This is a genomic window from Sphingomonas swuensis, from assembly GCF_039538045.1.
GTDB classification, from domain to species: Bacteria; Pseudomonadota; Alphaproteobacteria; order Sphingomonadales; family Sphingomonadaceae; genus Sphingomicrobium; species Sphingomicrobium swuense.
Genome location: NZ_BAABBQ010000001.1, coordinates 1,191,821 through 1,213,556 on the forward strand (window position 1 = coordinate 1,191,821; position 21,736 = coordinate 1,213,556).

At 67.4% G+C, this 21,736-nt stretch carries 21 protein-coding genes; 12 read left to right on the top strand and 9 right to left on the bottom strand.

The features are described 5' to 3' along the window. Positions 1-201 precede the first annotated feature (201 nt). Positions 202-858 (bottom strand): queuosine precursor transporter, encoded by a 657-nt coding sequence (locus tag ABD727_RS05920; protein WP_344706459.1) that lies wholly within the window; start codon positions 856-858, stop codon positions 202-204. A gap of 100 nt (positions 859-958) precedes the next feature. Between ABD727_RS05920 and ABD727_RS05925 the strand changes: the two genes are divergently transcribed. From ABD727_RS05925 to ABD727_RS05950, 6 genes are read left to right on the top strand one after another with little or no spacing between them, the layout of a single operon-like run. Continuing rightward, positions 959-1,729, top strand: a complete 771-nt coding sequence (locus ABD727_RS05925; RefSeq protein ID WP_344706460.1) for an SDR family oxidoreductase — start codon at positions 959-961, stop codon at positions 1,727-1,729. 34 nt (positions 1,730-1,763) lie between these two features. Continuing rightward, positions 1,764-2,750 (top strand): adenosine kinase, encoded by a 987-nt coding sequence (locus ABD727_RS05930; protein WP_344706461.1) that lies wholly within the window; start codon positions 1,764-1,766, stop codon positions 2,748-2,750. Next, the gene (locus ABD727_RS05935; protein WP_344706462.1) at positions 2,747-3,322 is read left to right on the top strand and encodes an LOG family protein; all 576 of its coding nucleotides are present in this window, start codon (positions 2,747-2,749) and stop codon (positions 3,320-3,322) included. The genes ABD727_RS05930 and ABD727_RS05935 overlap by 4 nt, the downstream gene beginning before the upstream one ends. 28 nt (positions 3,323-3,350) lie before the next feature. Continuing rightward, positions 3,351-4,634 (top strand): NupC/NupG family nucleoside CNT transporter, encoded by a 1,284-nt coding sequence (locus ABD727_RS05940; protein ID WP_344706463.1) that lies wholly within the window; start codon positions 3,351-3,353, stop codon positions 4,632-4,634. A 54-nt stretch (positions 4,635-4,688) separates the two neighbouring features. Further along, positions 4,689-5,639, top strand: coding sequence for an isopenicillin N synthase family dioxygenase (locus ABD727_RS05945; protein WP_344706464.1), 951 nt, complete (start codon positions 4,689-4,691; stop codon positions 5,637-5,639). Continuing rightward, positions 5,636-5,974, top strand: coding sequence for a hypothetical protein (locus tag ABD727_RS05950; RefSeq protein WP_344706465.1), 339 nt, complete (start codon positions 5,636-5,638; stop codon positions 5,972-5,974). The genes ABD727_RS05945 and ABD727_RS05950 overlap by 4 nt, the downstream gene beginning before the upstream one ends. 11 nt (positions 5,975-5,985) lie before the next feature. On the opposite strand, the gene ABD727_RS05955 is transcribed toward ABD727_RS05950, so the two are convergent. Then, complete coding sequence (locus tag ABD727_RS05955; protein ID WP_344706466.1) at positions 5,986-6,816, bottom strand: aldo/keto reductase; 831 nt, start codon at positions 6,814-6,816, stop codon at positions 5,986-5,988. 357 nt (positions 6,817-7,173) lie between these two features. On the opposite strand from ABD727_RS05955, the gene ABD727_RS05960 reads away from it, so the two are divergent. Next, on the top strand, positions 7,174-8,292 hold the full coding sequence (locus ABD727_RS05960) for a hypothetical protein (RefSeq protein WP_344706468.1): 1,119 nt from the start codon (positions 7,174-7,176) through the stop codon (positions 8,290-8,292). A 25-nt stretch (positions 8,293-8,317) separates the two neighbouring features. Here ABD727_RS05960 and ABD727_RS05965 read toward each other — a convergent pair whose 3' ends face one another. Then, positions 8,318-8,761 carry a cytidine deaminase gene (locus tag ABD727_RS05965; protein WP_344706469.1) on the bottom strand — a complete coding sequence of 148 codons (444 nt, stop codon included), beginning with the start codon at positions 8,759-8,761 and terminating at the stop codon, positions 8,318-8,320. Positions 8,762-8,870: 109 nt separating this feature from the next. Between ABD727_RS05965 and ABD727_RS05970 the strand changes: the two genes are divergently transcribed. Both ABD727_RS05970 and ABD727_RS05975 read left to right on the top strand, forming a co-directional pair. Beyond that, a complete protein-coding gene (locus ABD727_RS05970; RefSeq protein ID WP_344706470.1) occupies positions 8,871-9,602 on the top strand; it encodes a queuosine precursor transporter in 732 nt (243 codons plus the stop codon). Continuing rightward, a complete protein-coding gene (locus ABD727_RS05975; protein WP_344706471.1) occupies positions 9,562-11,256 on the top strand; it encodes a bifunctional metallophosphatase/5'-nucleotidase in 1,695 nt (564 codons plus the stop codon). Before ABD727_RS05970 ends, ABD727_RS05975 begins: the two co-directional genes overlap by 41 nt. Here the strand turns inward: ABD727_RS05975 and ABD727_RS05980 are convergent. Then, positions 11,240-12,043, bottom strand: coding sequence for a class I SAM-dependent methyltransferase (locus tag ABD727_RS05980; RefSeq protein WP_344706473.1), 804 nt, complete (start codon positions 12,041-12,043; stop codon positions 11,240-11,242). The genes ABD727_RS05975 and ABD727_RS05980 overlap by 17 nt on opposite strands. Positions 12,044-12,169: 126 nt before the next feature. On the opposite strand from ABD727_RS05980, the gene ABD727_RS05985 reads away from it, so the two are divergent. Then, complete coding sequence (locus ABD727_RS05985) at positions 12,170-13,921, top strand: putative bifunctional diguanylate cyclase/phosphodiesterase (RefSeq protein WP_344706474.1); 1,752 nt, start codon at positions 12,170-12,172, stop codon at positions 13,919-13,921. Between the two features lie 183 nt (positions 13,922-14,104). Beyond that, positions 14,105-15,178 carry a recombinase RecA gene (recA, locus tag ABD727_RS05990; RefSeq protein ID WP_344706475.1) on the top strand — a complete coding sequence of 358 codons (1,074 nt, stop codon included), beginning with the start codon at positions 14,105-14,107 and terminating at the stop codon, positions 15,176-15,178. A 68-nt stretch (positions 15,179-15,246) separates the two neighbouring features. Here the strand turns inward: recA and ABD727_RS05995 are convergent, their stop codons facing one another. Further along, entirely contained in the window at positions 15,247-16,101 is an 855-nt protein-coding gene (locus ABD727_RS05995; RefSeq protein WP_344706476.1) for an SPFH domain-containing protein, read from the bottom strand. Between the two features lie 356 nt (positions 16,102-16,457). Between ABD727_RS05995 and ABD727_RS06000 the strand changes: the two genes are divergently transcribed. Further along, the gene (locus tag ABD727_RS06000) at positions 16,458-17,222 is read left to right on the top strand and encodes an SIMPL domain-containing protein (protein ID WP_344706477.1); all 765 of its coding nucleotides are present in this window, start codon (positions 16,458-16,460) and stop codon (positions 17,220-17,222) included. Positions 17,223-17,259: 37 nt separating this feature from the next. Here the strand turns inward: ABD727_RS06000 and ABD727_RS06005 are convergent, their stop codons facing one another. From ABD727_RS06005 to ABD727_RS06020, 4 genes are all read right to left on the bottom strand, one after another. Further along, positions 17,260-18,756, bottom strand: coding sequence for a TadA family conjugal transfer-associated ATPase (locus ABD727_RS06005; protein ID WP_344706478.1), 1,497 nt, complete (start codon positions 18,754-18,756; stop codon positions 17,260-17,262). A gap of 132 nt (positions 18,757-18,888) precedes the next feature. Continuing rightward, entirely contained in the window at positions 18,889-19,149 is a 261-nt protein-coding gene (locus tag ABD727_RS06010) for an ATP synthase F1 subunit epsilon (RefSeq protein WP_344706479.1), read from the bottom strand. A 129-nt stretch (positions 19,150-19,278) separates the two neighbouring features. Beyond that, a complete protein-coding gene (gene atpD / locus ABD727_RS06015; protein ID WP_344706480.1) occupies positions 19,279-20,757 on the bottom strand; it encodes a F0F1 ATP synthase subunit beta in 1,479 nt (492 codons plus the stop codon). Positions 20,758-20,785: 28 nt separating this feature from the next. Beyond that, positions 20,786-21,673 (bottom strand): F0F1 ATP synthase subunit gamma, encoded by an 888-nt coding sequence (locus ABD727_RS06020; RefSeq protein ID WP_344706481.1) that lies wholly within the window; start codon positions 21,671-21,673, stop codon positions 20,786-20,788. Positions 21,674-21,736: the final 63 nt, after the last annotated feature.

Here is a 21,736-nt window from a genome sequence, read left to right on the forward strand (position 1 = left end):
TGGGAACCCCGTGGTGAGAGAGTGACTGACGGAACTTATGTGGTCGTTCAGTTCACCGGGGCCGCTATGGCTTGATTAAGACAAAAGGGTGACGGCCGGGGCGGCCTCACCATTCGATCCCAATCTGTTGTTCAGAAACAACGCTTGCCGGTCGCCACCCCCGCGACTCGGGCCGGCTAACAGCAGTTTAAACGCGAATTTTCAAGCCGCGGACCGGTCCAGATGGCGTCCAAGCTTCACGAAGAGGATGATGAGTGGCGGAACGAACACAATCGAGAGCACCACCTTGGCCAGCATCTGCCCGCCGAGCAGCGGCGCGATCGGGAACACGCCGGCGAAGGCGACGCTGACGAAGATCAGCGTGTCGACCGCCTGGCTCAGCGCCGAAGCCACTGCGGAGCGGAAGAACAGCAGGCGCGAGCCTTCGCGTCCGCGCAGCTTGCTGAAGATGTAGACGTTGAGCAGCGTCGAGATGCCGTAGGCGAGGATCCCGCCGAGCCAGATGCGCGGGGTGCCGCTCATGATCAGGGTGAAGGCACCGAGTCGCTCCGGATCCATCTCGGGGCTGGCCGGAAGGGCGAGGACCAGCTCGGAAAGCGCGAGCGAGATCAGCAGCGGAACGAAGCCGATGACCACCAGCCGGTTGGCGGTCTCGCGCCCGTGCAGCTCGGCGATCGAGCTGCTCGTCACCACCAGCAGCAGGAAGGCGAAGATGCCGGCTTCGACGGCCAGCGGCCCGAGCGCCACCTGCTTGTTGCCGAGCACGCCGGCGATGCACACCATTCCGCCATAGAAGATGGCGAAGGCGAACAGGGAAGGGGCGAGAAGGCGGCTTGGCGGCGCGGTATCGGTGCTCATGGGGCGGAGGGGTAGCGACTGCCTGCTAAGTTGCAAGCGGGGTTGAAGCGCCTTGGGGCGAGCGCCATCTCGCGCGGCACTCCAGACAGGGACATCCACCATGAAGGCAAGCGGCAACACCATCCTCGTCACCGGTGGAGGATCGGGCATCGGCCGCGAACTCGCCCGTCGCTGGCACGACGCGGGCAATGTGGTGATCGTCGCCGGGCGGCGGCTGGACGCGCTCGAGGAGACCGCCCAAGGTCGTCCCGACATCCATGCCGTGGCGCTCGACGTCGACGATGCCGATGCGCTGCAGTCCGCGCTTGCAGCACTGGTGAAGCGCTTTCCCCGCCTCAACGTGCTGGTCAACAATGCCGGCATCATGCGCCACGAGCGGCTCGATACCGCCCGCGATCTTTCCGTCGCCGAGCAGACCATCGCCACCAACCTTCTCGGTCCGATCCGCCTGATCGACGGTCTCATCGACCATCTCGCGCAGCAGCCCGACGCGGCCATCGTCAACGTCACTTCGGGGCTCGCCTTCGTGCCGCTGATGGCGACTGCGACCTACAGCGCGACCAAGGCGGCGATGCACAGCTACACCCAGTCGCTGCGCGAGGCCCTGGCGGGCAGGGTGGAAGTGATCGAGCTGGCCCCGCCGGGCGTGCAGACCGACCTCACCCCCGGCCAGTCGACTCGCGCCGGCTACCAGCCCCTCGGCGACTTCGCCGACGAGGCCTTCGCGCTGTTCGGGCAGCAGCCTACTCCGCCCGAGATCCTTGTCGCCAATGTCCTTCCGCTCCGGCATGCCGAACGTGACGGGACGCACGGCGAACGGCTGGCGATGTTGACCGCCGCGAGCCGGGCAATGCTGAGCGGCGGGCATTGACCGGGGAGCGGGTGGGCCCTAACCGCCCGCCCTCGTGACCTCCGCCAACCACGACATCCTCGCCATGGGCGACGCCCTGGTCGACGTCATCGCGACCTGCGACGACGACTTCCTGACCCGCTTCGACCTGCCCAAGGGCGCGATGCAGCTGCTCGACGAGCCGCAGGCGCTCGCGCTTTACGAAGCGATGGGGAGTGCCCGCGAGATGAGCGGCGGTTCGGCCGCCAACTCGATGGCGGGCGCGGCGGCAATGGGCGCCAGCGTCACCTTCGTCGGCCAGGTCGCGGACGACCAACTCGGCGCCATCTTCACCCACGACATGCGCGCGCTCGGCGTGAACTTCGAAACGCCGCCGCTGACCGAGGGCCCGTCGACCGGCCGCTGCCTGATCCTCGTCACGCCCGACGGCGAGCGGACGATGAACACCTGTCCCGGCGCCGCCCACCATCTGTCGCGCGAGGCGGTCGACGCCGAGGCGATCCGCGCCGCCTCGATCCTCTATCTCGAGGGCTATCTGTTCGGGCCCGAGAAATCGCGCGCTGCGATGATGCACGCGATCGACATCGCCCATGCCGCTGAAAGAACGGTCGCCTTCACCCTGAGCGAGAGCGTCTGCCTTCCCGGGCGCAAGGAGCCGCTCCAGCAGCTTATTGGCGGCGGCGGGATCGACCTCATCTTCGCCAACGAATCGGAGGCGCTGCAACTGGCCGGAGCGGCCGACCTCGACAGCGCGATCGAGCGCTTGTCCTCGCAGGTGCGTACGCTGGTCTTCACCCGTGGTCCTGCCGGAGCACTCGCCCATGAGGCGGGGGTCACCACCGAGGTCCCGGCCATTTCCGTCAGCCAGGTCGTCGACACCACCGGCGCGGGTGACCTGTTCGCCGCCGGCTTCCTCGCCGCGCGCTGCAAGGGGCATCCGATCGACCGCCAGCTGATGACCGGCGGAATCGCCGCGGCCGAGATTATCAGCCACTTCGGCGCCCGCCCGGTCGCCGACCTCGCCGAGCTGGTGAAGCTGTGAGCATCGGTCGGATCGCCATCTATTGCGGCTCGGCGCCGGGGAACGACCCGGTCTTTGCCGAGGCGGCGGTCGCGCTTGTCACCGAGATGGCGAAGCGCGGTATCGACCTCGTCTATGGCGGCGGCAAGCTCGGCCTGATGGGGCTGGTCGCCGACACGATGCTTGCCGCGGGCGGCAAGGTCTATGGCGTGATTCCGGTCGCGCTGGTCGACAAGGAAGTCGCCCACCTCGGCTGCACCGAATTGCACCAGGTCTCTGGAATGCACGAGCGCAAGGCCAGGATGACCGAGCTCACCGACGCCTTCGTCTGCCTGCCGGGCGGGATCGGGACGCTCGACGAGCTGTTCGAGGCCTGGACCTGGAACGCGCTCGGCTATCACGCCAAGCCCTTCTGCCTGTTGAACGTGAAGGGTTTCTGGAACGGGCTCGATCAGTTCATGGACCATGTCTCGGCCTCGGGCTTCCTGTCGCCGGCGCGCCGCGCGCAGCTGCTGATGGCGGAGACTCCGGCGCAGGCGATCGACAGGCTGGACGAAGCGCACGCAAACGCTACGCAAGGGATGGTCTGGTAATCTGCCAGCGGGCTGGGGAAGCTTGAACATGAGTCATTGGTTCGGTCTGCTCGGGATCGTCGCGATCCTGTTGGTCGCTTTCGCTTTCTCCTCCGACCGCAGGGCGATCCGGCCGCGCGTCGTCGGCGCCGCCTTCGCAATGCAGGCCGCGATCGCCTTCCTCGTGCTGTACACGCCATGGGGCCGGGCCGCGATCGAGGGCATGGCGACCGGCGTCTCCAACCTGCTCGGCTATGCCGGGGAGGGGACCGCCTTCCTGTTCGGCGCCAAGGACAAGAACCCCGCGCTCTACAACACCTTCGCGCTCGGCGCGCTGCCGGTGATCATCTTCTTCGCCGCGCTGGTCTCGATCCTCTACTATCTCGGGATCATGCAGCGCGTGGTCCGCTGGGTCGGCGGCGCGATCGGCTGGATCACCGGGGTCGGCCGGGTCGAGGCGCTGGGCAGCGCCGCCAACATCTTCGTCGGCCAGTCGGAAAGCCCGCTGGTCGTCCGTCCCTATCTCGCCGCGCTGAAGCCGCCGCAGCTGTTCACTTTGATGGTGGTCGGCATGGCGGGCGTCGCCGGAACCATCCTCGCCGCCTACGCCAGCCTGCTCGGCGAGCAATATCTGCCCTTCCTGCTGGCCGCCGCCTTCATGTCGGCGCCGGGCGGCATCCTGATGGCCAAGATCCTGATGCCCGACGCCCGCGACAGCGTCCCGCCGACCAATGCCGAGGCGCGCGCCGAAGCCGGTCCTCCGGCCGAGACGATCGAGATCGCCGAGACCTTCGAGGAAGGCGAGAAGCCCGCCAACATCATCATGGCCGCCGCGCAGGGGGCGCAGACCGGGGTCAAGCTCGCGGTCGCGGTCGGCGCGATGGTGCTCGCCTTCGTCGCCCTCGTCGCGCTCGCCAACGGGATTCTCGGCGGGATCGGCAACTGGTTCGGCTATCCGACGCTGAGCTTCCAGGCGCTGGTCGGCGCGATCTTCCGTCCGATCATGTTCCTGATCGGCGTGCCGTGGAACGAGACCCAGGTCGCGGGCGGGCTGTTCGGGACAAAGATCGTCCTCAACGAGTTCGTCGCCTTCATCGAGCTCGGCAACGCCGGCGGACCGTCCGCGCTCCTCAGCGACCGAAGCCGCGCGATCGTCACCTTCGCCCTGTGCGGCTTCGCCAACTTTTCGTCGATCGCGATCCAGATGGCGGTCACCGGCGGCCTCGCCCCCAACCAGCGCCCGGTGATCGCCCGGCTCGGGTTGAAGGCGCTGCTCGCGGGCAGCCTCGCCAATCTGATGAGCGCCGCGCTGGCCGGGATCATGCTGCCGTAGAACGGTCGATCTCAATCATTTGCGGGCCGCCAAGCTTCGGCTAAAGCGGCCCGCATGACGACCGACACGATCACCGCCGACACCATCGCTTCCGTCAGCCTCAAGGAAGCCGACGCCGACCGCGACGCCTTTGCCCAGCATTTGGGGCGCAGCTTCGAGGAATATGGCTTCGCCGTCCTTGCCGACCACGGCATCCCCGATGAGCTGATCGCGCGGGCCGAGCAGAAGGCGAAGGAATTCTTCGCTCTGCCCGAAGAGACCAAGCGCAACTATGCCCTCGGGTCGGGCGGCGCGCGCGGCTACACGCCGTTCGGGATCGAGACCGCCAAGGGTGCCAAGGCGCACGACCTCAAGGAATTCTGGCACGTCGGCCGCGAGCTGACCCCGGGCCACAGCTTCCGCGACGTCATGGCCGACAATGTCTGGCCGGAGGAAGTGCCGGGCTTCAAGGAAACCTTCCTCGAGCTCTACGACACCTTCGACCGCACTGGCGTCACCGTCCTCAAGGCGATCGCGCGCTACCTCGGGATCGACGAGGACTATTTCACCGACACCGTCCGCGACGGCAATTCGGTGCTCCGCCTGCTCCACTATCCGCCGCAGAAGGAAGCCACCGGCGAGCATATCCGCGCGGGCGCGCACGAGGACATCAACACCATCACCTTGCTCCTCGGCGCCGAGGAAGCCGGGCTCGAGCTCAAGACCCGCGACGGCCGCTGGATCCCCGTCTCGCCCAAGCCGGGCGAACTGGTCATCAACATCGGCGACATGCTGCAGCGCCTGACCAACGGCAAGCTCCGCTCGACCCCGCACCGGGTGGTCAACCCGACCCCCGACCGGGCCTCGAACGCGCGCTACTCCATGCCCTTCTTCCTCCACTTCCGCCCCGACTTCACCATCGAGGCGCTGCCCGGCACCGTGCCCGCCGGCGAGGAGCCCAAGTGGCCGCCGATCAGCAGCCACGATTATCTCATGGAGCGTCTGCGCGAGATCAAGCTCGCGTGAGCCTGCGCGTCGCCCGGCTGCTGATCGTCCCCATGCTCGGCCTGTCGCTCGGCGGCTGCGTCGCGGGCATGGCGGCGAGCGCGATCGGCGCGGCGGTCCGCAGCAGCCAGCAGGGCGAGGCGGTCGCCTATGACGGCAATGCGGTGCGGCTCGCCGCCTCCTCCGCCTGCCAGGCGCAGGCTGCGGCGTACGGCACGGTCCACATCATCGACGTCGAGATGCGCGACGGCGGCAAGGCCATCGTCTGGGGCACCGTCTCCGCCCCGGCCGGGCGCCGGTCGTTCGAATGCCGCTTCGACCGCCGGGTGACCGGCTTCAAGCTCCGCCCGATCTGAGCCGCAAGGGCTCAGAGCATCTCGAGCGGGGTCGGCACCCGCGGCCTGGGGAAAGCGCGGTCGAGCGCCGCCAGGTCCTCGTCTGACAAAAGAAGGTCCGCCGCCGCGCGATTGTCGCGCACGTGATCGACGCTGCCCGCCTTGGGGATGGCGATCACCCGGCCGTCGCGCATCGTCCATGCGAGCGCGACCTGTGCCGGCGTCGCTCCGATCCTCCGGGCGATCTCGCTTAGGCTCGAATGGCCGATCAACCGGCCCTGTTCAACCGGACTGTAGGCCATCACCGGGATGCCGTTCTCGGCCAGCCACGGCATCAGCTCCTGCTCCGCCCCGCGGCGGGTCAGGTTGTAGAGGATCTGGTCGGTCGCACAGCCATCGCCGCCGGCATCGACCAACTCCTCCATGTCGTCGGTATCGAGGTTGCTGACCCCCCAGTGCCTTATCTTGCCCGCCGCCTTCAGCGCCTGCATCGCCTCGACCGTCTCCGCGAGCGGCACCGACCCGCGCCAGTGAAGCAGGTAGAGGTCGAGCCGGTCGGTCCCGAGCCGCCTGAGGCTCGCCTCGCAGGAGCGGGCAAGCCGGTCGCTCGAGGCATTGTGCGGATAGGCCTTGCTGACGAGGAACAGCTCGTCGCGCCGATGCCCGAGCGCCTCGCCGATCAGTTCCTCGGCGGCGCCGTCGCCATACATCTCGGCGGTGTCGATCAGCGTCATGCCGAGGTCGACCCCGGCCTGCAGCGCGGCCATCTCGTCCGCCCGCCGCGAGGCCTGCTCGCCCATCATCCAGCTCCCTTGCCCAAGCATCGGAACCGCTTCGCCACCGGACAGGGATAAGGTCTTCATCACGGGTCTCGCTTGCGCTGGAAACGACCCCTCAACGCCCCTCGGCGCATTCGGTCGCAATCACAGGACCAGGTAGAGCCCCTCGGCGGAGCGGCGAACCCGACGCGCCAGAAATCGCGCGTCGGACCGTGGCAAGGCAGGACATAATTAACGGCCTCCTCACTAAGACGAGGCATGTCGATCAGCCTGGTGGAGATCTTGGACCGCGGCGCTCCCGCGATCTCGCGGCGGGCGCTTGCCTTTCTGGTTCTCGCACTGCCGCTCCTGGTTCAACTCGGCCTGTCGCTCTGGCTCGCCTTAGCCACTCCGTTTCCATCGCCCATCGACGAGCTGCAACACACGACTTTCGTCCGGTCGATGGCAGCCAATCCCGAATTCTTCCCGGACTATGCCTCGCTTGGCAGCGGGCTCCCGCCGAGCGCGGCCGCTCCCGAACCCAATTATCTCAACCATCCGACGCCATATTATGTGGCGCTTGGGCAATTGTGGGATGACGGCGTCAGTGTCGAAGGGCAGATGCTCAAGCTGCGCCTGATCAATGTCGCCGTCGCCAGCTTCGCCATCATCATCATGTTGGCAGCAGGAGCGATGGCCTTTCCGGACCTTTCGGGTCGGGCCGTCTTCTCGAGCGTGCTGGTGCTGTTCCCAAAGACCCCGGGGATGGCCGGTTTCGTCAACAATGACTCGCTGGTTCTTGTCGCCACCGGCATCGTGTTCGCTGGCCTGCTTCGACTGGCCGACCAGCGCGACACGAGGGCCGGCCTTCTCGTCGGAGCCGGGCTGGCGCTTGCCGGATGGACCAAGCTGACCGCGCTCGTGATGCTCGGAACGGCGGCCTTGCTCGTGGTTCTGTTGGTCGCCTTGAACGGTCGGGCGGTTGCTCGCCGAACGCTCCTCACCGGCGCGTCGATCGCCGCGATCGGCGCCATCCCGACCTTCGCCAACCTGCTGAGCAGCGGCAAGATCATTTGGAGCAGCCCGACCCACAATGCGGTTCCGGAGGCCTTGCGGCCCGACCTTTCGGCGGGAGAGTTCCTGCTCCACTTCCTCCAGAATCTGGCGCTCAAGTGGCCGGCCTTCGAACCCGCCGCACCGATCCAGCTGGCGTGCCTTGCGGCCGTCTTGCTGATCTGCCTTGCTGGTGCCTTCTTCATCCTGCCGACGGTACTCCGCCGCGAACAGCCAGAGCCGCTGGCCTTGGTCGCCGGGGCCTTCCTGCTCGCTTTGCCGATCTCGATCGGCATCCATACAATCTACGGCTGGAGTGCCTTCCTCGCGATCGGCGATCTGACCTCCGCCCAGATGCGCTATTATGCGCCCTTGTGGCCCGGTATCGCGCTCGCGATGACCCTCGTCCACCGGCAGATCGTGAGCCCTCGCCACAAAGTCATCGCGGCGCTGCTGATGGGCGAGTTGCTGCTGGTCTGCTCGCCGTTCACCGGAATGTTTCAGGCCGAACAGCTTCCTTCGATCTGAAGCGCGCCTGTCTGTCAGGCGCGCTTCAACCCGCGTCGGACAGGTTGTTCGGACCGAAGCCATGAGGAATGAGCGCCGACAGCGTCAGCCGCTCCACCGTCTTTCCGTCGCCGCTGGCGCAGAGGAGCTCGAAGTCGCGGCCGGAGAGATGGCTCGCCTCGAGCAGCGCCTGGCGGCAGCCGCCGCAAGGGGTGACGCTCTGTTCGCCCTTGAGCGCCTCGCCCGAGCCGTCGCCGCCGGCCACCGCGATCCGGGCGATGCGCTGGAGACCGAAGGCATGCTGCGCGGTGGTGAGCGCGCTCTGCTCGGCGCAGAGGCCGAGGCGGTAGCAGGCATTCTCCATGTTCGCCCCGCTGACCAGTTCGCCGTCGACGCTGAGGATCGCGCAGCCGACCGAGAAGCCGGAATAGGGAGCATAGGCCTTGAGCGCCGCGGCGCGGGCGGCGGCGATGAGGTCGTCGTCGGTCATGGAGGGCTGTTAGCTGCGACACCTCCCTTCGTCACCCCGGGCTTGACCCGGGGTCCCGCTTCTTCTGTCTTGGCGGCGGGCGGAAAGAAGTGATGACGGAGGTGGGGGCATGATGGTCGAGAAGGTCGAGGCCGGCACCCTGCACGGGCGGCCGATGCGCTTCTTCGACCTCGTCATGGCGGCATTCGTCACCATCCTCCTGCTCTCGAACGTGCTCGGCGCGGGCAAGGTCGCGACCGTCGATCTGCCGCTGATCGGCGACTGGCCGTTCGGGGCGGGGATCCTCTTCTTTCCCCTCGGCTATGTCATCGGCGACGTGCTGACCGAGGTCTACGGCTATGCCCGGGCGCGCCGCTGCATCTGGGTCGGGACCGCGGCGCTGCTGTTCATGGCCTTCATGAGCTTTGTCGTGGTCGCGCTTCCGCCGGCACCGGGCTGGACCGGGCAGGGGGCCTACGAGCAGGTGTTCGGCCAGGTCCCGCGGATCGTCATGGCCTCGATCATCGCCTTCTGGGCGGGGGAGTTCGTCAATTCGGCGGTACTCGCCCGGATGAAGGTCTGGACGGGCGGTCGGCATTTGTGGATGCGGACCATCGGCAGCACGGTCGCCGGTCAGGGTGTGGACAGCCTGATCTTCTATCCGCTCGCCTTTCTCGGCGCCGCGGGCTGGAGTAACGACCTCGTCATCAAGGTGCTGTTGACGCAATGGGCGCTGAAGGTCGCGTGGGAGGTGCTGCTCACCCCGCTGACCTATCTGGTGGTTGGTGCGCTCAAGCGGCGCGAAGGAATGGATGTCTTTGATGAGCGTACCGATTTCACGCCTTTTGCTGCTCGCGTCTAGCGCGGGCCTCGCCGCCTGCGCGACGACCCCCCGCGCGGTCGCTCCGCCGCCCGTCGCCGCTGCGGCCGCACCGGTCGAGGTGCAGCTGCTCGGGATCAACGACTTCCACGGCAATCTCGTCGCGCCCGCCGATCCGGTGCCGCTGCGCAACGCCGACGGGACGACGAGCAAGATCAGGGCCGGCGGCGCGGCCCAGCTCGCCGCGACCCTGCAGCGGCTTCGCGCCGGACGGCCGAGCGTGACCGTCGCCGCGGGCGACCTGATCGGCGCGACGCCCCTGGTCTCGGCCTATTTCCTCGACGAACCGACGGTGCGCGCGCTGAGCATGGCCGGGCTCGAACTTGCCGCGGTGGGCAACCATGAATTCGACAAGGGTGGCGCCGAGCTCAAGCGGATGCAGGATGGCGGCTGCGACAAGCTGACCAGCCGCAAGCCCTGCGCGGTCGAGCCGCACGCGCCCGCCAGCTTCCGCTACCTTGCCGCCAACGTACTGACTGAGGGCGGCTCGACGCTCTTCCCCGGCACCGCGATCAAGCAGCTCGGCCCGGTCAAGGTCGGCTTCATCGGCATGACCCTCAAGGAGACCGCGACCCTCGTCACGCCCGCCGGGGTCGCCGGGCTGACCTTCGCCGACGAAGCCGCGACCGCCAACGCGCTGGTGCCCAGGCTCAAGGCCGAGGGGGCCGATACCATCGTGCTCCTGATCCACCAGGGCGGGCGCGTTCCCCCCACCTATGACGCGCTTGGTTGCGAGGGCCTGTCGGGCGAGATCGTGCCGATCCTCGGCAAACTCGACCCCGCGATCCGGGTCGTGGTCAGCGGCCATACCCACCATGCCTATGCCTGCGACGTCGAGGCGGGCGGGACCACTCGGCTGCTGACCAGCGCGGGCAAGAACGGTTATCTCGTGAGCGACATCCGGCTCGACTTCGATCCCGCCACAAGGACGGTGGTAGCGGCGCGGGCGCAGAACGTGCCGGTGCTGGCCGAGGGCGATCCCGCGGTGCAGGCGCTGGTCGACCGCTATGTCGCCGCCGCTCGTCCAGCCGCCGAGCGGGTGGTCGGACGGCTGTCGCGCCCGGCGCTCAAGGATGCCGACGACGGCGACAGCTCGGCGGGCGAGCTCATCGCCGACGCGCAGCTCGCCGCGACCCGTGCCGCAGACCGCGGCGGGGCCGACATCGCCTTCATCAATTCGGGCGGGGTCCGCACCGACCTGGTGCCGCGGGCCGACGGGACGATCACCTACGGCCAGGTGTTCGCAACCCAGCCGTTCGGCAACAGCCTGGTGGTGAAGACGCTGACCGGCGCGCAGCTCGGCGCGCTGCTCGAGCAGGGCTTCCGCGAGGTCAACGGCAAGGTCCAGGCCAGCTCGCTGCTGATCCCCTCGGCCGGTTTCGCCTACCGCGTCGATGTCTCGCGGCCGGCCGGGCAGCGGATCGTCGCGATGACGCTCGGCGGCCGCCCGATCGACCCGGCGCGGCGTTACAGGGTGACGGTCAACAACTTCCTCGCCAGCGGCGGCGACGGCTATTCGGTGCTCGCCTCGGGCACCGACCCGTTCGACGCGGGCCTCGACCTCGACGCGCTCGAGGCGTGGCTCGCGACGAACCCGGCGGTTCCGACCGGCGCCCGGATCAGCGGGCGGGCTTGACGAACTTCAGCGTCATGCGGTCGCTCTCACCGATCGCGAGGTAGCGGGCGCGGTCCTTGTCCTTGAGGGCGAGGGTCGGCGGAAGCGTCCACACGCCTTCCGGCCAGTCGGCGCTGTCCTTGCGGTTGGCGTTGATCTCGCTCGATCCGGCGAAGCGGAAGCCCGCCTGCTCGGCAAGCCGGCGGACGGTCGAGACCTTGAGATAGCCGCTCGACTTCTCGCGCGCGGAATCGGCGCTCTCCGGCAGGCGGTGCTCCTCGATGCCAAGCACGCCGCCGGGCTTGAGCATCGCAAACATCTGCTTGAAGGCGAGGTCGGCGTAGGGCTCGTCGCCCATCGCCCAATTGTGGACGTTGCGGAAGGTGAGGACGACGTCGGCGCTGCCCGCCGGAACTCCCGTCTCGCTCGCCGAACGGACCGGGAAGGCGGCGAGGCGAGCTCGTCCGTAGAGCGCCGGGTTCTTCTCGGCCAACCGCCGGAATCCTGTCAGACCGCGATCGGGCGCGGCGACATAATAGGTGCCTCCGCCGTTCAGTACGTAGGGTGCGAGAATCTCGCTGTACCACCCGCCGCCGGGAAAGATCTCGACCACCGTCTGGCGCGGGCGAACCCCGAAGAAAGCGAGCGTCGCGGCCGGATTGCGAAAGCGGTCGCGGGCGCGGTTCGCCTCGCTCCGCGCCGAGCTCGCCACCGCCGCGGCGAGCGCGCGCTGTTCGGGCTTGGGCTGGGCGGCAGGCGCCGCGGCGGCGAGTGAGAGGGCAGGGAGGAGCAAGGCAAGACGGCGCATCGGAAACCCTCGTCGGAAGTAGACCTCGCTTCCTTTGTTCGCGCCCGACCGGCGAGGCAAGGGACGGGCGTAAAAAGCGACCGGCATGAAACAGAAGTTTAACGCCTCGTGGCGCATGGCGTCGTGATGCAGGCCTCGCCACCGCGCGCTTCCGCTCGCCGAAGCGCTCCGAACGATGCGCCGCCCCTCTGGGCGGACGGCCCCGTGCTGCTCGCCGCCCTGCCGATCGCCGCTGCCATCCTCGAGTATGAGGAAGAGCGGATCACCATCGCCGCCTACAATCCGCGGTTCGAGGAAACCGTCACCATCTCGACCGTCGGAACTCTCGAGGGGATGAACGCCAGCTGCCTTCAGGGGGACGGGCTGATCGCCTCGCACCTGCGCGACTGGTTCGACGATTGCGCGGTCGGTCCCGACCTCGAGTTTCGTGACAATTCGGGGGTCGCGGCCCGCTTCTATCGGCTGAAGCTCGCGCCGCTGCCGACCCGTGGCGCCGTCCGGCGTGCGCTCGTGTCGGTGGTCGACCGCACCGCCGAGGTCCAGGCCGAGCGCACCCTTCGCGCCGAGATGCTGCGCGACAGCCTGACCGGCCTTCCCAATCGCCTTGCCTTCACCGAGATGATCGAGGTGGCCGGCCGCATGCCCGAGGCGGCCGAGGGCGACCTCGCCACCGAGCACGCCGTGCTCGTGGTCGACATGCTCCGCTTCAGCCGCATCAATGAGAGCATGGGCAGCCTTGCCGGCGACGAGTTGCTGATCACCTTCGCCCGCCGGCTGATCTCGGCGCTGCGGTCGGGTGACCGCCTGGCACGAACCGGCGGCAACGAGTTCGGGATCATCGTCGCGCTTCGCCGCGGAATGGCCGACGCGCTCAAGGCCGCAAGCCGGATTCAGGACGCGATGAGCGCGCCGTTCCGGCTAAGCGAGCTCGAGATCAAGGTCGAATGCGCGATCGGTCTCGCCATCATGGCCCCTGGTCAGGACGCGGAGGAGCTGTTCCGCAACGCGCAATTCGCGGTCAAGCAGGCCAAGGCGACGGGCCGCCCGCAGGTCTACGAGCCCAAGGAAGCCAGCCTCGCTCGCCGCCGCTTCTCGATCGAGACCGAGCTTCGTCGCGCGCTCGACCGGGACGCGCTCAACCTCTTCTACCAGCCACTGATCGACCTCAAGACCGGCGAGGTGTCGGGCTTCGAGGCGCTCGCCCGATGGACCCACGAGGACCGCGGCGAGATCAGCCCGAGCGAGTTCATCCCGGTCGCCGAGGAAAGCGGGCTCATCCTGACGCTCGGCCGCTGGGCGATGCACAAGGCCGCCACCACGCTCGCTTCCTGGGACCAGGAAGCCGGCGAGACCTTGCCCTTCTACGTCGGAGTCAACCTCAGCGCGATTCAGGTTGCGCGCGACGACATCGCGGGAATGGTCGGAGGTGCGCTCCGCTCGAGTGGTCTGGCGGGCGAGCGGCTGACGCTCGAACTGACCGAAAGCGCGATCGTCCAGGACCCGCGCCGCGCGACCCGCGTGTTCGATGCGCTGAAGGCGCTCAACGCGACCGTCGCGATGGATGACTTCGGGACCGGCTATTCCAGTCTTGCCTATCTTCAGCGGCTCCCGATCGACGTGCTCAAGATCGACCGCAGCTTCGTCACGGGCATGATGATCGATCCCGACAGCGTGGCGATTGTCCGCGCGGTGCTGAGCCTCGCCGACGCCCTCGGCATGTCGACCACTGCCGAAGGCGTCGAGAGCCGCGAACTCGCGACGACACTGGCCGCGCTCGGCTGTGTCGCAGGGCAGGGGTTCTTCTTCGCCAAGCCGCTCGAAGCATCCCACGCGCTAGACTTCTGGCGCAGCCGCAAGCGCAAGTCGCGCCGCTCCTGACCCGCATTCCCCGTTGCACGGGCTCCCGCTTCCGCTAGAGTAAGCGGGCTCGGCTCACTCTTGCCATGCCCAACTCCCGTTCGCTGCCGGATGGCGCTGTTCTCCTCTTGTTCCTCCGGAACGGATAGAGTACATACGCTCCATCGCGGAGGCATCTGGCCACCGCCGGCGAGAGGGATGGGAATGGCAACGCAGCTGAAGGTCGTCGGTATGGGCGGGGATGTGGTGACTACGGACAGGCAGAAGGCGCTCGACGCCGCATTGGCGCAGATCGATCGGGCGTTCGGCAAGGGCTCGGCGATGAAGCTGGGCGAAAAGCCCAAGATGGAAGTCGAGGTGATCTCGACCGGAAGCCTCGGGCTCGACATCGCCCTTGGCGTCGGTGGTCTCCCGCGCGGTCGCGTGATCGAGATCTATGGCCCGGAAAGCTCGGGCAAGACGACGCTCGCGCTCCACACCATTGCCGAGGCGCAGAAGACCGGCGGCACCGCGGCCTTCGTCGACGCCGAGCATGCGCTCGATCCGGCCTATGCCAAGAAGCTCGGGGTCAACATCGACGAGCTGATCGTGTCGCAGCCCGACACGGGTGAGCAGGCACTGGAGATCGTCGACACGCTGGTCCGTTCGAACGCGATCGACGTGCTGGTGGTCGATTCGGTCGCCGCGCTGGTGCCGAGGGCCGAGATCGAGGGTGAGATGGGCGACAGCCACGTCGGCCTCCAGGCCCGCCTGATGAGCCAGTCGCTGCGCAAGCTGACCGGCTCGATCAGCCGCTCGCGCTGCATGGTGATCTTCATCAACCAGCTGCGCATGAAGATCGGCGTCATGTACGGCAATCCGGAGACCACGACGGGCGGCAACGCGCTCAAGTTCTACGCCTCGGTCCGCCTCGACATTCGCCGCACCGGGCAGATCAAGGACCGCGACGATATCGTCGGCAACACCACCCGCGTGAAGGTGGTGAAGAACAAGGTCGCGCCGCCGTTCAAGCAGGTCGAGTTCGACATCATGTACGGCGAGGGCGTCAGCAAGATCGGCGAGATCCTCGACCTCGGGGTCAAGGCCGGGGTGGTCGAGAAGTCGGGTGCCTGGTTCAGCTACGACAGCACCCGCATTGGTCAGGGTCGCGAAAATTCGAAGAACTATCTTCGCGAGAACCCCGAGATGACCGCCAAGATCGAGATGGCGATCCGCCGCGGCAAGGACGAGATCGGCGACGCGCTGATGGTCGGTCCGGAAGCCGACGACGAGGCCTGAGCGTCACCGCTCACTGTCGGAACTGAAAGGGAGCTCGGCCGCAAGGCCGGGCTCCTTTTCTTTTTCGCTCAGTCGGCGGTGTCGGGACGAGGAGACGCGCGAGTAGCCCCGACGTCCGCCATCAGCCCGCCTTGGCCGAGCACGATCGTCTTGGGGCCGGGCGTCTGTTCGAGCGTCTGCAGGAAGCGCAGATTGCCGAGCGCCGGATTGTCGGCGAGCAGCCTAGCGGCATTGGCCAGCGCTCGCAGCGAAGCCTGCTCGCCGCGCGCCCGCTCGAGCGAAGCCAGTGCTTCCTGCCGCGCCCGTTCGACGTCGGTGAACATCCGCCGGGTCTCGGGCGGAAGGGTGATCGAGGTGACCAGCACGTCCACCACGTCGACCCCCGGCACGCTGCCCGTCAGGGCCGTCCGCGCCGCCGCGGCAAGGGTGGCGGGCGCGGCGATGATTTCCTTCAACGGCATGGCCGCAGCCGCCAGGATCGCCGCCGCCGAGAGCTGCGCCTGCATGTCGGGGGGGCCGCTTACCGTGGTCGGGCGCATGGCAGGCCGAACCGCCTGCACCGTTCCACCGCTCATCGAGTAGGCGGGAGCAATTGGCTGCGCTTCGTGGAAGGCACGGGCGTCAGTGATCCGGACGGTCGGCGACAAGCCGACCTTGAAGGCGAACTGATCGGCCGAGACGAGCGTGGTCTCGGCCAGCCGCAGGGTTGTCGGGGCGGCGTTGACCCGAACGATCCGGATGCGCGATCCCGGGTCGAACAACATGTGCCGCCCCGGTCCAAGCTCCCGCACGAACTGGCCGTCGCGATAGAGCAGGCCGACATCGGGAGCGTAGATCGTCTCCGACCTGCGCGCGCCGAGCAGCCACAGCAGGACGATGCCGCCGATTGCTGCGAGGGTCAGGTAGGCGAGGGGCAGCGTCATGCTACTGACCTCCCGCACGCCACGTCGGCACGGTGGGAGCCCGAAGCTCGCAGGACCGTGCCCGCGCTGTCCCGGGGGACCGGCGTGCGGAAGGCGTTCGCTTGTGGTGCGTGGCAGGCACCTGCATACCCGGTGCAGTGGGAAACCGGCAGTCTGGTGCTGACCGCATCGGAAGGATGTCGCGCTTCATGCTGGTTCCCCGTTGTGAGGATTCGAACCTCGCCGCCGATTGGAGCAGCGGTAAATCAAGCGGTCAACGTCAAAGGGTTAAGCCTCGCTTCAGCCGGAGTTGTTGAGGAGCCGGAACAGCATCGCGCAAATGCTCGTTGCCTGCTTGAACAGTCGAAGGATCTCCGATGCGTCTTGCCGCCCTGCTTCTGCTTCTCCCGCTTCCCGCCATCGCCGGCGCACAGGTGCTGCCGCAATCGACCATCGCTGAGATGGCGACGACCCCTCTGGTCAAGCTGCAGATCGCGGAGACCCTGCGCACGCCGCCCGACGAGGCGAGCATCACCGTCGGGACCCAGTCGCGGGCACCAACCGCGACCGCGGCCGCCGCGGCCAATAAGGAGAAGACCGAGCGGCTGCTCGCCACCATCCGCCGTGCCGGGCTCCGCGAGCGCGACATCCAGACCCAGGGCATCCAGCTCAGCCCCGAGTATAATTACGTCAACGATCCCGCGACGGGTCGTGGGCGGCAGGTCTTCAACGGCTATGTCGCGAGCAATTCGATCCAGCTCAAGACGCGCGACATTCCCCGGCTGACCGCGCTGCTCGACACGCTGACCACCGCCGGCGCCGATACCGTCTACGGTCCCAATTTCTCGATCTCCGATCCGCTTCCATTGCGCGCCGAAGCCCGCAAGCGCGCGCTCGCCCGCGGCCAGTCGGAAGCGCTCGAATATGCCCGCGCGCAGGGCTTCAGCCGGGTGTCATTGCTGTCGATGGAAGAGGGAACCAGCTATCGCGGTACCGACGTGGTCGTGACGGCCAGCCGGGTCAGCTATTCCGAAGCCGCGCCGCCAGCGCCGCCGCCAGCGCCGCTGCGTGACGGAATAGTCGCGCCTGGACAGCTCGAAACCGGCATCTCGCTAAACCTCGTCTACCGAATGGAGCGCTGAGCCTCCGGCAGGCAAGGGTCTGCGCCTAGAGGCAGGCCTAGAGGCAGGCCTCGAGGTAGGGCTGGTCGAAGCCGAACTGCTTGGCCTTGTCGAGCGTGTAGGGGCGGAGGCCCATCGAGCGATATTCGCCGATGATCTTCCCCTCGGCGGTCTCGTCGAGATATTCGAACTTGAACAGCTCCTGGGTGACGATGACCTCGCCCTCCATCCCGATGACCTCGGTGATGTTGGTCGTGCGGCGCGAACCGTCGCGGAGGCGCTTCACCTGGACGATGAGGTCGACCGAATCGGCGATCTGCCGGCTGATCGCCTCCTTCGGAATCTTGATGTCGCCCATCATGACCATGTTCTCCATACGCGCCAGGCACTCGCGCGGGCTGTTGGAGTGGAGGGTGGCCATCGAGCCGTCGTGACCCGTGTTCATCGCGGCCAGGAGGTCGAAACACTCCTGACCACGGATTTCGCCGAGGATGATCCGGTCGGGACGCATACGCAGCGCGTTGATGACGAGGTCGCGGATGGTGATCGCGCCCTGGCCCTCGAGATTGGGCGGGCGGGTCTCGAGCGGCAGCCAGTGCGGCTGCTGAAGCCGGAGTTCGGCCGCGTCCTCGATGGTGATGACGCGCTCGCCCGGGTCGATCATCTTCGACAGGGCATTGAGCATGGTCGTCTTGCCCGAGCCGGTACCGCCCGAGATGACGATGTTCATCCGCGCCGCGCCCGCGATCTTGAGCACGGTCGCCATCTTCTCGCTCATCGACCCGAAGCCGCGCATCATGTCGAGCGTGATCGGCTTCTCGGAGAACTTACGGATCGAGATGGCGGTGCCGCGAAGCGAGAGCGGCGGGATGATGACGTTGACGCGGCTGCCGTCCTGGAGGCGGGCGTCGGCGAGCGGGGTGGTCTGGTCGACGCGGCGGCCGACCTTGTTCACGATCCGCTGGGCGATCTGGAACAGATGCTCCTCGTCGCGGAACTGGATCTGGGCGAGTTCGAGCTTGCCTTTGCGTTCGACGAAGGTCTGGTCGGGACCGTTGACCATGATGTCGCTGACCGACGGGTCGGCCAGCAGTTCCTCGAGCGGTCCGAGGCCGAGCAATTCGTCGACCAGCACCTTCTCCAGCGCGAACTGCTCGCGCCGGTTGAGGTTGATCTTGAGCTCGGTCAGCACTTCGGAGATGATCGGGCGGAATTCTTCCGCCAGCTCGTCCTTGCCGAGCGTTGCGGCGGCCTCGGGATCGACCCGCTCGAGCAGGCGGGGGAGGACCTGTTCCTTGATCCGGTGGACGCTGGCCTCGAAGCCCTCCTGCTTCGACGAGCCTGCCTCGGCCGAGCCGTTCATCCGGATATTGAGGCGGTCCATTGCGCCCAGCTGCGGGCCGCCCGGTTCGACCGGTTCAGGCTCCGGCGCGACGTCCTCGACGGGCGGGAATTGTTCGCCACCGGCACTGCCGCCGCCCTTCATCGGACGCGCGACGCCGAAGTTTGGACGACCTCCCCCGGTCATCCCTCCGCGCTTGCCGAATGCGTTCATGCCAGTGCCGATCCCGTCCGTGACGTTTGTTCGCGTGGTTGATGACACGCAAACTTTGCCAAAAGGCTAACCGGAACTGAGGTTCGTTAACGTTCGCGGGGCTTCAGGGGTGCGAACGGCAGTGGCGAGGAGCTAGGCCTCGGCGCTTTCCGCAAGGATGGTGAGGCCGGCGTCGCCCACCTCGGCAAAGCCGCCCGACACCCGGATGCGCTCGGGGGTAGCGCCGGCCGAGCGATAGACCGCCAGCTCGCCGTCGCGGAGCGTGGTCATAAAGGGGGCGTGGCCAGCCATCACACCGAACTCGCCCTCGACGCCGGGAACGACGACCATGTGGACGTCGTCGCTGATCATCTGGCGCTCGGGGGTGGTGAGGGTGAAGTGAAGGTCTGCCATCGCTCGAATACCTGCTCCCCTCCCGCTTGCGGGAAGGGTGGGGGGGGGCCTGTCAGTGAAGCCGAGGTGCGGGCGGCCCAATCAGACCCACCCCTCGGTCCCCTCCCGCGAACGGGAGGGGAAGAAGACTTAGGCGTCCGCGGCCATCTTCTCGGCCTTGGCGACCGCCTCGTCGATGCCGCCGACCATGTAGAAGGCAGATTCCGGCAGGTGGTCATACTCGCCGTTCACGACCGCCTTGAAGCTGCGCACGGTGTCCTCGACCTGGACGAACTTGCCCGGGATGCCGGTGAACACCTCGGCGACGTGGAACGGCTGCGAAAGGAAGCGCTGAATCTTGCGGGCGCGGCTGACGGTGAGCTTATCCTCTTCCGAAAGCTCGTCCATGCCGAGAATGGCGATGATGTCCTGCAGGCTCTTGTACTTCTGGAGCACTTCCTGAACCGCGCGGGCCGTTTCGTAATGCTCCTGGCCGACGACAGCCGGGGTCAGCACGCGGCTGACCGAGTCGAGCGGATCGACCGCCGGGTAGATGCCCAGCTCCGAGATGGCGCGCGACAGCGTGGTGGTGGCGTCGAGGTGGGCGAACGACGCGGCAGGGGCCGGATCGGTAAGATCGTCGGCCGGGACGTAGATCGCCTGCACCGAGGTGATCGAGCCCTTGTTGGTCGAGGTGATCCGCTCCTGCAGCTGGCCCATGTCGGTCGACAGGGTCGGCTGATAGCCCACGGCCGAAGGAATACGGCCGAGCAGCGCCGACACTTCCGAACCCGCCTGGGTGAAGCGGAAGATATTGTCGACGAAGAACAGCACGTCCTGGCCTTCGACGTCGCGGAAATATTCGGCCTGGGTCAGACCCGACAGGGCGACGCGGGCGCGCGCTCCCGGCGGCTCGTTCATCTGGCCGAACACGAGCGCGACCTTGGAGCCTTCGCTGATCGGGTTGCCGTCGGAGTCGCTGGCGATGACGCCGGCTTCGAGGAACTCGTGATAGAGGTCGTTGCCCTCACGGGTGCGCTCGCCGACGCCGGCGAACACCGAAACGCCGCCGTGGCCCTTGGCGATGTTGTTGATCAGCTCCTGGATGAGCACGGTCTTGCCGACGCCGGCGCCGCCGAACAGGCCGATCTTGCCGCCCTTGGCGTAGGGGGCGAGAAGGTCGATGACCTTGATCCCGGTAACCAGGATCGAGGCGTCGGTCGACTGGTCGACGAACAGCGGAGCCTCGGCATGGATCGGGGCCGACATGTCGCTTCCGATCGGGCCGCGTTCGTCGATCGGCTCGCCGATGACGTTCATGATGCGGCCGAGGGTCTTGGGACCGACGGGCACGCGGATCTGGGAGCCGGTGGCACGGACCGACTGACCGCGGGTGAGACCGTCGGTCGCGTCCATCGCGATGGTGCGGACGATGTTCTCGCCGAGGTGCTGGGCGACCTCGAGGACCAGGCGATTGCCATTGTTGTCGGTCTCGAGCGCCGACAGGATCGCCGGCAGCTCGCCGTCGAACGCGACGTCGACAACGGCGCCGATCACCTGCGCGACGCGCCCGGTGAGGTTCGAGGAGGTGCCCTGCGGCGTGTGGATGGTGTCGGCGGCGGTGGCCATGGCTGTCTTCCTTGCCTTGTCGTGTTCGTTAGAGCGCTTCGGCGCCGGAGATGATCTCGACCAGCTCGGTCGTGATCGCCGCCTGGCGCTGGCGGTTGTACTGGATCGAGAGGCGATTGATCATGTCGCCGGCATTGCGCGTCGCATTGTCCATCGCCGTCATCTGGCTGCCGTAAAAGCCGGCCTGGTTCTCGAGCAGGGCGCGATAGATCTGGATGGCGACGTTGCGCGGGAGCAGTGCGGCGAGGATCTCCTCCTCGTCAGGCTCATATTCTACCGCGGCAGAAGCGACCGAGGTCGCACCGTCGTTGGCGGCGGCGGGCTTGACCGGAATGATCTGGTCGATCGTCGGCTCCTGCGCGAGGACCGACTTGAAGTTCGAATAAGCGAGGTGGGCAACGTCGAACTCGCCTGCCTCGAAGCGGCGGGTGATCTCGGCCGCGATCGCCTGGGCGTCGCTGTAGGCCGGGTTCTTCATCTCGCTCGTGTCATACTGGCCGACGATGCGGTCGGCGCCGAAGAAGCGCGTCAGGACCGGTCGGCTCTTGCGGCCGACGATGAAGAAGCGGACGTCCTTGCCCTGCGCGATGAGTTCGTCGGCGGTGCGACGGACGGCGCGGACGATGTTGGTGTTGAACGCACCGGCGAGACCGCGATCGCTGGCGGCGACGACAATCAGGTGGCGCTGGTCGCTACCGGTGCCGGCGATCAGCCGCGGGCTCTGCGGGCCAACGGTGATCCGGCTGGCGAGGCTGGAAACCACGTCCGACAGCCGCTGCGAATAGGGGCGGCCCTGCTCGGCGTTCGACTGCGCACGGCGAAGCTTCGCCGCGGCGACCATCTTCATCGCCTTGGTGATCTTCTGCGTCGACTTGACCGAGCCGATGCGGATCTTGAGGGCCTTGAGACTTGCCATTTGCTTCCTTGTTCCCCGGCGCTGGCCGGGGCCCAGAACCTACAAAGAACGACCGGACCCCGC